Source organism: Faecalicatena contorta (genome assembly GCF_022835095.1).
In the GTDB taxonomy this organism is placed as follows: Bacteria; Bacillota; Clostridia; order Lachnospirales; family Lachnospiraceae; genus Faecalicatena; species Faecalicatena contorta.
Genome location: NZ_BQNQ01000001.1, coordinates 2,792,406 through 2,806,886, shown reverse-complemented (window position 1 = coordinate 2,806,886; position 14,481 = coordinate 2,792,406). Strand labels below are relative to the sequence as shown.

Below are 14,481 nucleotides of genomic sequence, written 5' to 3'. Positions count from 1 at the left end.
CCGTCCTCCCGGGAATCGGGTATAGGGGCAGTCGGAGAAACGGGTTTTGACTGTAAGCTGGAGTAAAGCAAAAGAGAAGAAAAACCAGGGTAACCTGGCCACATCACGTGAAGCCTTGATGGCTTCACGCGCCGGGGCCAGGGATTTTTGTGATTTGTGCTCACAAGAATCACCCTGGTTTTTCTTCTCTTTTCCTTAACTCCAACTAACAGCCAAAAGACGCTTCCGACTGCCCCTATATCCGATTCCCGGGAGGACGGCCGTTCCGAGGTATCACTAAGCTGGGGTGTCCAAGGCGGGAGGAACGCTGCGGGGATGGGGATCGAAGGCGGGTATAGTTTCAATGGTGGTTATACTGAACTCTACTTTAAATAAGGACTTAATTAAATATCAAAGGATTTATATGTCACTCGTGCTCTCGGGGGCTAGCTGCCGTCAAAGAAAGGGGGACTTACTGATATTGGGAAGCAGCAGTCAGGCAGATGATTGAGCGGCCTCCCAGGAGTACGGTTCCAGTTGCCTTGGGGGCAGTGTTTTCATAGTAAAGCATTTGTGACGAATCGCCGGTGTTTACTGCTATGTGCCAGCTGTAATCCGGGGGGAGCTCAGGAAGGGTTAGTTCTAGTGTTCGCCAGTAGGGGTTCACTGCCAGGTATACGATGTCTTCTTTTTTCGTTTCTTCGTCGTATCCGGCGAACATGATTCCTATGGTTCTGGATTCGGGAGTGTAGTCTGGTGTCCAGGGGGTCAGGCCGTGTTCACTGGTGCACGGAAAACCTGTACGGCTGGGAGCCAGGTTCTTTCGGATTACGGGATGGCTTTTCCGAAAGGCGGTCATGTAGCAGAAAAACTGGAAGAGATCTTTGTTTTTCTCTAAGAGACGCCAGTCCAGCCAGGAGATGAGATTGTCCTGGCAGTAGGGATTGTTGTTTCCAAAACGGGTATCCCCGAACTCGTCTCCAGCGAGGAACATGGGGGTTCCTCTGCTGCACATTAAGACCGCACAGGCGTTGCAGATCATGCGGAAACGGAGTGTATTGACCTCAGGATTGTCGGTTTCGCCTTCTACACCGCAGTTCCAGCTGTTGTTGTCATCCGTTCCGTCGGTATTGTCCCAGCCGTTGGCTTCGTTGTGCTTCTGGTTGTAGGAGTACAGGTCGTAGAGGGTGAAGCCGTCATGGCAGGTCAGGAAGTTGACAGAGGCATTCAGGCCTCTGGAATCCGGATCGTATAGATCAGGTGAACCCAGGATTCTCATGGCGGCGGCTCTGGCCATGCAGGCATCTCCTTTTAAGAATCTGCGGAGGTCATCCCGGTATTTGCCGTTCCATTCCGCCCAGCGCTTCCAGGATGGGAAGGAGCCTACCTGGTATAACCCGCCCGCATCCCAGGCTTCTGCGATCAGCTTTACATTGCCGAGAATAGGGTCAAAGGCAAGGCTGCGCAGCAGCGGAGGCTGGCTGATAGGAGAGCCGTCGTCGCTGCGGCCGAGGATGGACGCCAGGTCGAAGCGGAATCCGTCAACACGGTAATCTGTCACCCAGTAACGCAGGCAGTCCAGGATCAGCTGCTGTACGACCGGGTGGTTGCAGTTCAACGTATTGCCGCAGCCGCTGAAGTTATAGTAATAACCATCGGGGGTCAGCATGTAGTAAATATGATTATCAAATCCTTTAAAACAAAAGCAGGGGCCGTATTCATTGCCCTCGGCAGTGTGATTGAACACAACATCCAGAATCACATCAATGCCGTTGTCGTGCAGGGTTTTGATCAGTTCCTTGAGTTCCCTGCCCTCCTGGTTATATTCCACGGAAGAGGCGTAACTGGTGTTTGGGGCGAAGAAACTGACCGGATTGTAGCCCCAGTAGTCCAGCAGCTGGTTATTGTCCAGCAGCCGTGCATCGCGCATCTCATCAAACTCAAAGATAGGCATCAGCTCCACGGTATTGATGCCGAGCTGCTTCAGGTATGGGATCTTTTCTTCCAGCCCCCGGAAGGTGCCGGGATGTTTTACACGGGAGGAATCATCTTTGGTAAAGCCTCTGACGTGGGTCTCATAGATGATCATATCTTCCATGGGGATCTGAGGCTGGCGTTCCCGTCCCCAGTCGAAATTATTGCGCACAACGCGCGCCCGGTAGCCGTGCTGTGAGCAGTTCATGCAGCCCCATTTGCTCTGGCCGGTGACGGCCCTGGCATAAGGGTCCAGCAGAATCTTTGTTTTATCAAAACGAAGGCCTTTCTTCTCGTCATAAGGCCCGTCCAGGCTGTATGCATATTCGAAATCTTCGATGTCCAGCCCGAAAACAATCATAGAATAGACAAACCCGATCTTATAATGTTCAGGAAAGGGAATCACTGCGAAAGGGTTCTCTGCTTTCCTGTGGAAGAGAAGCAGTTCGCAGGAATAAGCTTTATGGGACTGAATTGTAAAATTGACCCCTCCGGGAATGATAGTTGCTCCAAAGGTATTAAAAAATCCCGGACGGACGAGAAAACCGCTGATCATGTCAAGCGGTTCCAGCTGCCCGCTGGGGACAAGAGACATATCGGTAGTCTGTAATGGCATAAATATCAGAACCTTTCTTTTTTTTGCTGAGAATATTTTGGCTGTAATTTTGTGTGCCGGCATTATTTGTGCTGATAATAAAAGACAGCAACCTGGGTCCGGTCCCTCAGCTCCAGCTTATCGAGGATAGAACTCAGGTAATTCCGTACAGTTCCTTCGCTCAGATACAGAGCAGAGGCAATCTCCTTATTGCTCAGCCCGTCGGCTATGAGCCGGATGATTTCCAATTCTCTGTCATTGATATCATAGGAAGCGTAGTCGAAGGCCGGGGGCCTCTGGAGAAGTGAGGGAATCTTCGAGACTATGGCATCTCCGAACACGGTCTGGCCCGAATACACGGCCCGGATGGCAGGCACGATATTTTGGTAGTCCTGTTTCAGGAGGTACCCCTTTGCACCCAGCTTCAGCGCTTTGATAATATATTCATCGTCAGAAAATGTGGTAAGAAGCAAGATTCTTGCTTCCGGAAATTCTCGGAGTATTTCCGCTGAAGCATCCAGTCCGTTCATATCTTTCATACGGATATCCATGAGAAGGACATCAGGACGGTGCTGCCTAAACAGCGCCGCTGCCTCACTTCCGTCACTTCCGCAGGCCGGTACATGAAAGTCTTCCTGCGTCTCAAGTATCGTTTTTAGGGCTCCTGCTACGAGAAAATCATCGTCTATGATCAAAATGTTCATACTTTAAATCTCCTTTGGTATGGTAATAAATATTTTAAAACCTTTGTCTGTCTGAATCTGTATATTGCCTTTCAGGGATTGGATCCTGTCTTTCATATTGACAAGCCCGATCCCGGTACCCGAGGGGGAAAGGGCTGTTCCGTTGTCCTCAATTAAGAGCTGGTAAAGTGCCGGATGCTCACGCATAATAATCGTTACATGTGTCGCATTGCTGTGTTTTATGATATTGGAGAGCGCCTCTTTTGTAATACTGATAAAGGAGTATTTGACTTCCCGGGGTAATTCCCGGCTCATGTCATATTCAAATGATACCGTGCAGGCTGTAAAATCTTTGAGGAGGCTGTTCACCGCCTCTTCTAAGTTTATGGCCTCATCATGGAGGTCATGCACGCTGCTGCGAATGGTGTTCATGGCAGAATTCAGAGTAGAATCCAGGGTCTCCAGCGGCTCCGACAGTGCAGGCTCCTTATGAACGGCGCGCAGGGCCCCCACCATGAGAATGGAGCGGGAAAGAAGATGTCCGACATTATCATGAATCTCACGGGCAATCCGGTTGCGTTCCCTCAGGGTGGCGGCGTAGATCTCGTAATCCTGTTTTTCCAGCAGTGCATGGTTCTTTTCCGTAAGAAGAAGATTCAGCTCCGTACTGTCATCTCTTGTCCGTTTATAGAGACTGTCCAGCTGCTCATAGGTTCCCGAGTTTCTTTGGAGCAGAAAGGCTAGCATCACCCCGAAGATTCCAAGAAAGAGAAGGTACAGGTCTGCTTCCCGGATGCCATATGCCCAGATATACAGGCAAAGGCCTGCAGCGACAGGAATATAGCGCTTATGATGCAGGAGCACATATGCACATGCCGGATAAAAATAAAGCAGCTCAGGAAGCAGTATGGATACGAGCAGATACAGGAGGGAGATGGGCAGGAGCAGCTTATTCAGCTCCAGAAAATAATCGGCGCAGCAGATAATCAGAGCCGTTAAAAACCCAAATACATAAACAATATCCGGTGAATCATGAAATAAAGTGAAAAAGCAAAATATAATCAATAATCCAGTGTCTCTGAAAAAATTCATGGGAACCTCTTTCTGTGCGGATAAATCATCACAGTCTGTTATATTTTCCATTATACCATGAATCAAAGACTCATGACCGCCATTTGCCGTTCGGAAAATATACAGACACGCTTTTCTAACTAACGCTCATTATATCATAAAATGGCTGGATACGTAACTAATATGGTACAGGCTCCGCAGGTAAGAGATACCGTTCCTGTATATACCCTGCGGACGTATACAGGAGAAGGTGACATTTGTCACATGAAGATCATGACGTATGACACTACCGGAAGGAAAGAAAAGAAAGTATACTGAGACTATAAAGAACAAGGCCGCCGAGCGGCTAAGGAAAATGAAGTCAGAGGAGGCTTTGGAATGATAAAAATAGAAAACCTGGTAAAACGTTATGGAAAACTTGTGGCACTGGATCATTTGAATCTGGAGATAGAGGAAGGGGAGATATATGGACTGCTCGGTCCAAACGGATCCGGAAAAACGACGGCGATCAGCTGTATGCTCGCACTTTTAAAATACGACAAAGGCACGGTAAGCATTTTCGGCGAGGAGATGAGGCCTGATAATTATGGTATTAAACAGCAGATTGGAATTGTCCTTCAGAATGTAGCAGTCTTTGATGAGCTTACTGTCTATGAAAATATCGACTATTTCTGCGGGCTGTATGTGAAAGAAAGAGAGAGAAGAAAAAAGCTGGTTTTGGAGGCCATTCACTTTGTGGGGCTGGAGGACTATATAAAAATGCGGCCAAAGAAGCTTTCGGGAGGCCTGCTCAGACGTCTGAACATTGCATGCGGCATTGCACATAAACCCCGCCTTATCATCATGGATGAGCCGACTGTTGCGGTGGACCCGCAGAGCAGAAACCGGATTCTGGAGGGGATACAGGAATTGAACAGACAGGGATCTACCATCATCTACACATCCCATTACATGGAGGAGGTAGAACAGATCTGTACTAAAATCGCTATTATGGATCACGGCAGAAGCATTGCGGTCGGAACAAAAGAAGAACTAAAGGGCATGATTAAGACAGGGGAGACGGTTACCATAGAGGCAGCTGCTCTTGATTCGGAACAGATCAAGGATATCCGCCTTCTGCCCCATGTGTTCGATGTAAAATATGAAGAACAGACACTAACCGTGCGCTGCACAGGGGCAAAACACAATCTGATACGTATATTGAACTATTTACAGGAAAATGAAATACCATTCGGCAGGGTATTCTCGGAGCTTCCGACACTGAATGACGTTTTCCTCGAAATCACGGGAAAAGAGCTGAGAGACTAGGAGGGGATCACATGCTGCATTTAATGAAATATGATGTCAAAGTAAAGCTGCATAATTTTAATATGCTGTTTTGGCCCTTCTTTTTTCCGCTTTTGCTGGCTACCTTCTTTTACTTTGCGTTCGGCAAAATAGACGAAGCTGATTTTGAGACAGTGCCGGCTGCGGTTGTAGAGGAAAAAGGGCAGGCAGCGGACCAGGAATTTTTGGAGTTTCTGGATATGATGGAGCAGGATGATTCCAAACTGATCCATATAGAAACTATGGATGAAAAAAAGGCACTCCGTGCTCTGAAAGGAAAAGAGATATCCGGGATATTCTATGTAGGGGAGACTCCAACCCTTACCGTTGGAGGCGTGGGAATGGGAGAAAGTATCCTGCAGTCTCTGCTGGAAAGTTATTTGGACGGGAAGCAGACGATGATGACGATCGCGGCGGGACACCCGGAGGGAATCCGTAATGCAGCCGCCCAGATGTCCGATTATCAGGAGATGGTAAAACAGGTTTCTTTGGGCGGCAAGACAACAGACGGAAACTCACAGTTCTTTTATGCGCTCATCGCAATGGGCTGTCTGTACGGCTGTTTTATTGGATTTGGTTCCGCGCTCACCCTGCAGGCCAACCTGACCGCACTTGCGTCCAGAAGATGCGTTACGCCGACTCATAAACTGAAACTGATCCTGTCAGAGATGCTGACTTCATTTGGTATACATTTTATGAATATCATCATCCTGCTATTATATCTGCGTTATGTGCTTCACTTGGAATTCAGAGGGGAAATGCCGCAGATGCTGCTCGTATCATTCATAGGCTGTCTGATCGGTGTTTCCATGGGAATCTTTATCAGCAGTATCAGCAAGTTTGGGGAAGGCATCAAGATAGGGATACTCCTCGGAATCTCCATGGTATGCAGTTTTCTGGCAGGGCTGATGAACTCGGAAATGAAATATACGGTAGAAAGATACTGCCCGATTATAAACCGCATTAACCCGGCGGCTCTGATATCAGACGCATTCTACTGTATCAATGTCTATGATGATCCGGTGAGATTCAGGCGCAGCCTTCTCATCTTAACGTTCATGTCAGTGGTGCTGATCCTGGGATCATTCTTAGCAGTCAGGAGGGAACGTTATGACAGTATTTAAAGGTTATATGAAAATTGTAAAAGCAAATGTGGGACTGATGCTGATGTATCTGGCTATCTTTTTCGGCATCACTATGATGATCCAGGCAGTTACAAAAGATACCGGGAGCGGCAGCTACAGCGCGGAAAGCGTACATGTAGGCATCGTTGATGAGGACGGGGGCGCTCTGGCAAAAGGGCTGAAGGAGTATCTTGGACAGTTCCATAACCTGACTATGATAGATAATGACAAAGAAAAATTACAGGAAAGCCTGTTCTACAGAGAGTTAGAGTATATAGTAAAGATTCCCGCCGGCTTTGAAAAAAAGTGTCTGGAAGGCGGGGAGAAGCTGGAGGTGACGAAGGTGCCCGGCTCTTACACCAGTTTTTATGTGGATCAGCAGATTACCAGTTTTTTGAATAGTGTGAAGACCTACTATGCAGCCGGATATTCTGCATCGGATGCAGTTGATGCGGCTCTGGAAAGGCAGGGGGCAGAGATCACCATGCTGGACATCAATGGCAATGCAGGAGAAGTGCCAGGTTATACTTATTATTTCAGATACATTCCATATCTGATGATGAGTGTCCTCTGCTATGTGCTGGGAAATATCTTATCCGCATTCCATAAAGGGGATATCCCCAAAAGAATGCAGGCATGCGCAGTTTCAAACCGGAGGCAGAACCTGGAAGCGCTTCTGGCTGCCGGGCTCATGGGTGGAGCGTTGTGGGCGGTCTGCATGCTGGGGAACCTGGTTCTCTATGGCAAAGCGTTCCTCAAGAGCAGTTCCATTCCTTACTATCTGCTCAACTCGCTGGCGGTTCTGCTCGTGGTTCTGGCGCTGGCATATCTGGTGGGAATGCTGACCAACAATACAAATGCACTCAACGGTATTGTTAATACGGTGTCGCTTGGTATGTGCTTCCTGTGCGGGGTCTTTGTGCCGCTGGATGTTCTGAATAAAGGGGTAATAACAGTTGCACAGTTCCTGCCGGTTTACTGGTACGAAAAAGCGAATGATATGCTGGCGGACTTTGGAAATATTACAGGCAGTGTGCGCACGGAAGTGCTGCAGGCGGTTGGCATCCAGCTGGTATTTGCAGCGGCTATCCTGTGTATCGCTATGGCAGTGTCAAAAAAGAAGAAGATAGGGGCATAAACTGTAAAAACAGGACTGTACCTTTCTGGGAATATATGTTAGAATCTAAAAAAGATGTTCTCTGCACAGTGCGGAGAACATTTTTTCTGGGATTGAAAGAAAAAATTGTTACTGTCTACAGACAAACCTGTAAACGGTAACGATAAATTTTACTGAGTGAGGAGAGGTACGGGACTATATGACATTTATGAAGCGAATACTATTTGGAGATGACGGATTAGGGATTGACTGGGGAAAGTTTTACCGGAGTGTTTTTGCTCTTGTAATTCCTATGGCGCTGCAGAACCTGATTAATGTGGGGGTAACCGCCGCCGATGTAATTATGCTGGGGAGGGTGGGAGAGAAGGCGCTTTCAGGAGCGTCCCTGGCGGGACAAGTGCAGTATATCATGGTGCTTTTTTTGTTTGGGCTGACCTCCGGCGCCACAGTGCTGACTGCACAGTACTGGGGGAAGGGAGATAAGAAAACTATAGAAAAGATTCTGGGACTGGGGATGAAAGCGGCCATTATTGTCACTGCCATATTTACGGTGGCGGCCCTGCTGATCCCGGATCTTCTGATGCGGATATTTACAAATGATCCTGCGGTCATTTCCGAGGGTATGAAGTATCTGAGAATTGTTGCCTTTTCCTATGTCTTGATGGGAATTACCCAGGTTTACCTTTTTATTATGCGCAGCGTGGAACGGGTGGTAGTCGCAACGGTTGTATACCTGGTCTCTCTGATCTGCAATGTCATACTGAATGCGATCTTTATCTTCGGCCTCATCGGCTGCCCTGCAATGGGAATACAGGGAGCCGCGCTGGGTACGCTGGCAGCCCGGTTTGTGGAGCTAATACTTGTGTTCGGTTATGCCAGGCTCTTTAATAAGGACATTAAGTTCCGTTTCCGCTATCTTATGCGGACAGACAAACTGCTGGTGAGGGACTTTCTCCGGTATGCCCTGCCGGTAGTGATGAATGAGGTGATGTGGGGGCTTGGAACGGCGGCAAACACCGCGATTCTTGGACATATGGGCAGTGCGGCTGTGGCGGCCAATTCCGTGGCGCAGGTGGCCAGGCAGCTGGCGACGGTAGTTGCATTCGGACTGTCCAGCGCGACAGCGATCTATCTGGGCAAGACGATAGGGGAGAAGAAGTTCGAACATGCAAAGGCCTATGCACACCGCTTCCTTCTTCTAAGCGTGGTGATGGGGGCGATAGGCGGCGTGATTATACTCGTGGCAGCTCCGGTAACAGCGGCTCTTCTTTCACTGACACCGGCGGCAAAGAGCTATCTGAAGTTTATGTTCTTTGTTATGTCTTATTTCGTGATTGCCCAGTCGTTCAATACAACGATGGTGGTCGGGACGTTCCGCTCCGGCGGAGACACGAGGTTCGGCTTGATCATGGACGTTGCTACGATGTGGGGATGCTCCATACTCTTTGGTTTCCTGGCAGCCTTTGTATTCCACTGCGGCGTGCCCGTAGTCTATATCATACTGATGAGCGACGAACTGATTAAAGTACCTATCACATGGATCAGGTACCGCAGCTATAAATGGCTGAAGGACGTGACCCGGGAGTTGGATTAGTTGTTACTGTGCATACCCTGCGGGCGGTAACAGTTCAGGCAGGCCTGAACTGTTACTGCGGGCGTGTACAGTAACGATTAGTTTTCTCCCATGGGTGTACTTTTTTTTAGAGTGTGTTATAATAGGAACAGTGGGCCGGCGTTCAGGACGAAGGCCCGGATTTGGTATCATGAAAGAAAGAGAAGGTAGAGTATTATGGCAGAAGAGTACAACAATGGCTGCAGTGAGCAATCCTGCTCCGGATGTTCACATGCCGGGACATGCGAAAGTAAAAAAGAAGATTTCAGAGTCCCTGCAAATGCATATTCACAGGTAAAAAAAGTAATCGGCGTTATCAGCGGAAAGGGCGGTGTGGGCAAGTCTCTTGTGACCGCTTCACTTGCCAGAATGATGCGTGAAAAAGGATATACGGTAGGTATTCTGGACGCCGACATTACAGGGCCGTCCATACCCAAGATGTATGGCGTGCACGAGATGGCAAAGGGCAGTGAGGATGGAATGTTCCCCTGCATTGCAAAGGATGAGACAAGGATTATGTCCGTGAATCTTCTTCTGGAGGAAGAGGACACCCCAGTGATCTGGAGAGGGCCGGTCATAGCAGGTGTTGTCACACAGTTCTGGACCGATGTTATGTGGGGCGACCTGGATTATCTATTTGTGGATATGCCGCCGGGAACCGGTGATGTTCCTCTGACCGTATTCCAGTCCCTGCCGGTAGACGGCGTAGTTATCGTGACCTCTCCGCAGGATCTGGTACAGATGATCGTGAAAAAAGCCTATAATATGGCGAAACAAATGAATATTCCGGTACTGGGAATTGTAGAGAACTATAGTTATTTAAAATGTCCGGACTGCGGCAAGGAGATCAGCATCTTCGGCGAAAGCCACATCGATGAGATCGCAGCAGATCTGGGACTGCCTGTTCTTGGCAAGATGCCGGTCGATACAAAGATTGCAGAAGCCGTAGAACAGGAAAAATTCTACGAGACGGAGAATCCGTATCTCAAAGATATCGAACTTTAGAGCGTGTCGGAAAAGAAAAGGCATCATCCGCTGTGAATACTTCATAGGGATGATGCCTTTTAACAATCAGTTATTAAAGTTTGATATTTTTGAAGAGATCTCCAAGACTGGTTCCAATGTTCTCACTCTTCGGAATCTCGACTCTTTCTTCAACTTCTTCCTGATGTTCTTCCAGAGCCTTCATGCTCAGGCTGATCTTTCCTTCTTTGATGCCGATTACTTTCACTTTCACAGTGTCGCCCACCTTCAGTACTTCGCCAGGGGTTTTAATACGCTTCTGGGAAATCTGGGAAATGTGTACAAGACCGGACAGACCGTTGTCAAGCTTAATGAATGCCCCATAGTTCTGCAGCGTCTCTACAGTTCCTTCCATAACAGTGCCGGTCTTAATGCTGGCAATCTGTTCTGCACGTGCCTGCTGTTCTTTTTCCTTCAGGATCTCACGTGCGGACAATACAAGGCGGTTATTCGCCTGATCCACATCAATCACGCGGACTTCTATGTCCTTCAGTAAATATGTTTCAAGATCTTCAATATATGAAAGAGAAAGCTTGGAAGCAGGGATAAATCCTCGTAGCCCTTCTACCATGGCTATAGCACCGCCGTTGACAATGCCTTCTACCTTAACTGGCAGAACCGTTTTCTTTTCCATATAATCCATCACTCTGTTCCATGGGTTGGCATCATCAAAATGTTCCTCGTAATCTGCCATTGTCTCAACCGGTTCATCGTTTGTCTGTAATTCTTCAGTTCTCAATTCTTCACTCATCGTCGCACCTCAACTTATCTTTTATAATTCATGTAGTCCATATAGTATAAGTATAGCATATTTGTGCCACAAAAAACAACAGGTCTTGTAACATTACTGAATTTAGATTGAGAGTTTTTTGAGGGAGGACGCCTGGCGGGTGACTGGAGGGGGATGCTCTGGCAGTGGATGGGTGCAGGCCTCCTGAAGGGCATACATGTCATTCTGAAGCGCGGACACGGATCTAAGAAATTCTAGGAGGCAGGCAGCCGGGAAAATGGGGCACAGCTGACACATCATGGGAAAATCGATATTTTCCCACGCTGGGTCAGCTGATTCCGTGATTCGGAATCACGGAATCTCCCCATTTTCCCGGCTGTCTGCCTCCAAGAATTTCTAAGGCCCGTTTTAGCGCTCAGGAATGACATGTATGCCCTTCAGGAGGCCTGCACCCATCCACTGTCAGAGCATCCCCCTCCAGTCACCCGCCAGGCTGGTTCATCCTGCCGGCAGGGAAGAACTCTTTTCTTGAAGAGGAGGTAAAACGAGGGCAGGCGGATGAGATTGGGGAAAAGTTGATAGTATATGGGGGGAGGACAAATACAGGGGATAGGGACAGATGTGGGATTCAGGCCGTTTTTTGAGTAGTATCTTATGTAAAAATAATGTGAATGTTTAAAATCTGGTTGACGAAAACTTAAAAAGGTGGCAATCTACTATTATGTGAATTTATGCTTAAAGGGGATATAAAATGGATAATGGAGTTAATAAACGAAAAGTATATGTAGTCGGCCATAAAAATCCTGATACGGATTCTATTTGTTCTGCGATTGCTTATGCAAGGCTTAAGACGATTGTGACAGGGGAGGACCATACTCCTCGCAGGGCGGGGCAGCTGAATGAGGAGACCCAATATGTGCTGGATCGTTTTAAGGTGAAGGTTCCTGCACTTTTGTCGGATCTGCGTATACAGGTTAAGGACGTGGAACTGAGGAAGATTGAAGGGCTGAGCGGCAGTGTATCGATTAAGACGGCCTGGGCGCGGATGAAGGAACTGAATATTAAGACACTGCCGGTTACGAGGGATGGGAAGCTGGAAGGGCTGATTACGATCGGCGATATCGCCACATCCTATATGGATGTTTATGATAGTACAATTCTGTCGAGAGCTAGGACGCAGTACCGCAATATAGCGACAACGATTGGCGGGCGGGTCGTGATCGGTAATGACCACAGCTATCTGCTGAAAGGAAAAGTAGGCATTGCAGCTTCCAGCCGGGATCTAATGTCGGATTTTATAGAACAGGATGATCTGGTAATATTGGGAAACCGAAGAGAAGCCCAGCAGTGCGCGATTGACCTGAATGTGGGATGCATGGTTGTATGCCAGGGGGCAGAAGTACCGGATGACATTATTGATCAGGCAAGGGAGAAGGAGATTGTGATCATAAGTACGCCTCATGATACGTTTACCGTAGCCAGACAGATCAACCAGAGCATTCCTGTCAGGCATTTTATGACTAAGGAGGGGCTGATATCATTTAGGATGCGTGATTATGTGGATGATGTGAAGGAGGTCATGGCACATAAGCGGTTTCGTGATTTTCCGATTCTGGACAATAGAGGGAATTTCCTTGGATTTATTTCTAGAAGGAGGCTTCTTAACTGCAGGAAGAAGCAGGTGATCCTCGTGGATCACAATGAAAAGAATCAGGCTGTGGACGGGATCGAAGAGGCTGATGTACTGGAAATCATAGACCACCACAGACTGAGCAGCATTGAGACGATGGGCCCGGTATTTTTCAGAAATCAGCCGGTGGGCTGTACAGCCACGATTATTTACCAGATGTATCAGGAAGAAGGCGTGGAAGTGGAGCCGACGATAGCGGCTCTCCTCTGTTCCGCAATCATCTCCGATACACTGATGTTCCGCTCACCCACATGTACATCCCTGGATGAGGCATCCGCAAGGAGTCTGGCCAGGGCCGCGAACATCAATATAGAAGAATTGGCCCTGGAAATGTTCAATGCGGGCAGCAATCTAAAAGGCAAGAGTGCGGAAGAAATTATCTTCCTGGACTTCAAACAGTTTACAGTTAATGAGACCGTTATAGGCGTAGGCCAGGTGAACTCTATGAGTGCGGATGAACTGAAGGAAATCAAGACCACAGTGCTTCCACATCTGGATAGCGCGCGAAAATCACACGGCCTGGATATGGTATTTTTCATGCTGACCAATATCGTGACCGAATCCTCCGAACTGCTCTGCTGCGGGCCGGATGCAAGGGAAAAGGTAATGTCAGCCTACGATTTGCGTGAGGATACGGAGGATCTCCTTCTGAAGGGGGTTGTATCGAGAAAGAAACAGCTTGTGCCAACACTGGTAGGCGCACTGCAGCAATAGGATCATATCGTGATTGAAACTGATTAAAGTACCCATCACTTGGAAGAGAAAGAAAAGAGGCACATACATTCATGAGCAGACAAATATGGAAACCAGGCAATATGCTGTACCCCCTCCCGGCAGTTATGGTAAGCGTAGGGGACAAGGAAGGCAATCAAAACATCCTGACTGTCGCATGGACGGGAACCATCTGTACGAATCCGCCCATGGTCTATATATCCGTGCGGCCGGAGCGCTATTCCTATCAGATGATAAAAGACACGGGTGAATTCGTTATAAATCTGACAACAGAAAAACTGGCGAAGGCTACGGACTACTGCGGGGTTAGATCCGGCCGTGACACAGACAAATGGAAAGAGACAGGCCTCACACCGGGGCCCGCCGAGACTCTGCTCTATGCACCGGTCATAAAAGAATGTCCTGTCAGCATTGAATGCCGGGTGACCGAGATCAAAGAACTCGGCAGCCATCACATGTTCCTGGCCGAGGTAAATACAGTACAGGTTGACGAATCCTACCTAAACGAAAAAAACAAGTTCGAACTCAATAAAACAGGACTCCTCGCCTATTCCCATGGAGAATACCTGGGGCTGGGAAAAAAAATCGGAACCTTCGGATATAGTATTCGCAAGAAGAGGAAACGGGGGAAGTAGGTTTGCGGGTGGGGGGCGCCTGCCTGAGATGGGGAGAGGGATGCCGCCGGGACTTAGAGGAGGCTTTTTGTTTGTAACCCGCTTACGGAGAAGTCCTAACGCAAAAAACTGCCCATGAGGGCACGTACTACATGCAGCGAGAAAGCTTGATGCTTTCTCGCATTAGGTAGTACTGAAAAGTGATTTCGGA

The 14,481-nt window shown here is 48.2% G+C and carries 11 protein-coding genes; 7 read left to right on the top strand and 4 right to left on the bottom strand.

Annotated elements, in window-relative coordinates; all coding sequences use genetic code 11:
- Window positions 1-451: 451 nt before the first annotated feature.
- From glgX to MWG26_RS12490, 3 genes are all read right to left on the bottom strand, one after another.
- Entirely contained in the window at window positions 452-2,569 is a 2,118-nt protein-coding gene (gene glgX, locus MWG26_RS12500; RefSeq protein WP_025657236.1) for a glycogen debranching protein GlgX, read from the bottom strand.
- A gap of 62 nt (window positions 2,570-2,631) precedes the next feature.
- The gene (locus tag MWG26_RS12495) at window positions 2,632-3,252 is read right to left on the bottom strand and encodes a response regulator (protein ID WP_025657237.1); all 621 of its coding nucleotides are present in this window, start codon (window positions 3,250-3,252) and stop codon (window positions 2,632-2,634) included.
- 3 nt (window positions 3,253-3,255) lie between these two features.
- Window positions 3,256-4,374, bottom strand: coding sequence for a sensor histidine kinase (locus MWG26_RS12490; RefSeq protein ID WP_244062729.1), 1,119 nt, complete (start codon window positions 4,372-4,374; stop codon window positions 3,256-3,258).
- A 306-nt stretch (window positions 4,375-4,680) separates the two neighbouring features.
- Between MWG26_RS12490 and MWG26_RS12485 the strand changes: the two genes are divergently transcribed.
- The 5 genes from MWG26_RS12485 to MWG26_RS12465 all read left to right on the top strand — a co-directional run bounded on the left by MWG26_RS12485 (window position 4,681) and on the right by MWG26_RS12465 (window position 10,486).
- The gene (locus MWG26_RS12485; protein WP_025657239.1) at window positions 4,681-5,610 is read left to right on the top strand and encodes an ABC transporter ATP-binding protein; all 930 of its coding nucleotides are present in this window, start codon (window positions 4,681-4,683) and stop codon (window positions 5,608-5,610) included.
- Between the two features lie 11 nt (window positions 5,611-5,621).
- Window positions 5,622-6,752, top strand: coding sequence for an ABC transporter permease (locus MWG26_RS12480; RefSeq protein WP_117441224.1), 1,131 nt, complete (start codon window positions 5,622-5,624; stop codon window positions 6,750-6,752).
- Window positions 6,739-7,890, top strand: a complete 1,152-nt coding sequence (locus MWG26_RS12475) for an ABC transporter permease (protein WP_025657240.1) — start codon at window positions 6,739-6,741, stop codon at window positions 7,888-7,890. Before MWG26_RS12480 ends, MWG26_RS12475 begins: the two co-directional genes overlap by 14 nt.
- 178 nt (window positions 7,891-8,068) lie before the next feature.
- Entirely contained in the window at window positions 8,069-9,463 is a 1,395-nt protein-coding gene (locus MWG26_RS12470) for an MATE family efflux transporter (RefSeq protein ID WP_347555526.1), read from the top strand.
- 195 nt (window positions 9,464-9,658) lie between these two features.
- The gene (locus MWG26_RS12465; protein ID WP_025657242.1) at window positions 9,659-10,486 is read left to right on the top strand and encodes an Mrp/NBP35 family ATP-binding protein; all 828 of its coding nucleotides are present in this window, start codon (window positions 9,659-9,661) and stop codon (window positions 10,484-10,486) included.
- A 73-nt stretch (window positions 10,487-10,559) separates the two neighbouring features.
- Here MWG26_RS12465 and MWG26_RS12460 read toward each other — a convergent pair whose 3' ends face one another.
- The gene (locus MWG26_RS12460) at window positions 10,560-11,255 is read right to left on the bottom strand and encodes a S1 RNA-binding domain-containing protein (RefSeq protein WP_025657243.1); all 696 of its coding nucleotides are present in this window, start codon (window positions 11,253-11,255) and stop codon (window positions 10,560-10,562) included.
- 730 nt (window positions 11,256-11,985) lie between these two features.
- Here MWG26_RS12460 and MWG26_RS12455 point away from each other — a divergent pair.
- A complete protein-coding gene (locus MWG26_RS12455; RefSeq protein WP_025657244.1) occupies window positions 11,986-13,638 on the top strand; it encodes a putative manganese-dependent inorganic diphosphatase in 1,653 nt (550 codons plus the stop codon).
- Between the two features lie 71 nt (window positions 13,639-13,709).
- Window positions 13,710-14,291, top strand: a complete 582-nt coding sequence (locus tag MWG26_RS12450) for a flavin reductase family protein (protein WP_025657245.1) — start codon at window positions 13,710-13,712, stop codon at window positions 14,289-14,291.
- Window positions 14,292-14,481 lie beyond the last annotated feature (190 nt).

Coding starts and splice junctions, on each gene's coding strand:
- glgX (WP_025657236.1), bottom strand. CDS start 2,569: ATGCCATTACAGACTACCGATATGTCTCTTGTCCCCAGCGGGCAGCTG.
- MWG26_RS12495 (WP_025657237.1), bottom strand. CDS start 3,252: ATGAACATTTTGATCATAGACGATGATTTTCTCGTAGCAGGAGCCCTA.
- MWG26_RS12490 (WP_244062729.1), bottom strand. CDS start 4,374: ATGGAAAATATAACAGACTGTGATGATTTATCCGCACAGAAAGAGGTT.
- MWG26_RS12485 (WP_025657239.1), top strand. CDS start 4,681: ATGATAAAAATAGAAAACCTGGTAAAACGTTATGGAAAACTTGTGGCA.
- MWG26_RS12480 (WP_117441224.1), top strand. CDS start 5,622: ATGCTGCATTTAATGAAATATGATGTCAAAGTAAAGCTGCATAATTTT.
- MWG26_RS12475 (WP_025657240.1), top strand. CDS start 6,739: ATGACAGTATTTAAAGGTTATATGAAAATTGTAAAAGCAAATGTGGGA.
- MWG26_RS12470 (WP_347555526.1), top strand. CDS start 8,069: ATGACATTTATGAAGCGAATACTATTTGGAGATGACGGATTAGGGATT.
- MWG26_RS12465 (WP_025657242.1), top strand. CDS start 9,659: ATGGCAGAAGAGTACAACAATGGCTGCAGTGAGCAATCCTGCTCCGGA.
- MWG26_RS12460 (WP_025657243.1), bottom strand. CDS start 11,255: ATGAGTGAAGAATTGAGAACTGAAGAATTACAGACAAACGATGAACCG.
- MWG26_RS12455 (WP_025657244.1), top strand. CDS start 11,986: ATGGATAATGGAGTTAATAAACGAAAAGTATATGTAGTCGGCCATAAA.
- MWG26_RS12450 (WP_025657245.1), top strand. CDS start 13,710: ATGAGCAGACAAATATGGAAACCAGGCAATATGCTGTACCCCCTCCCG.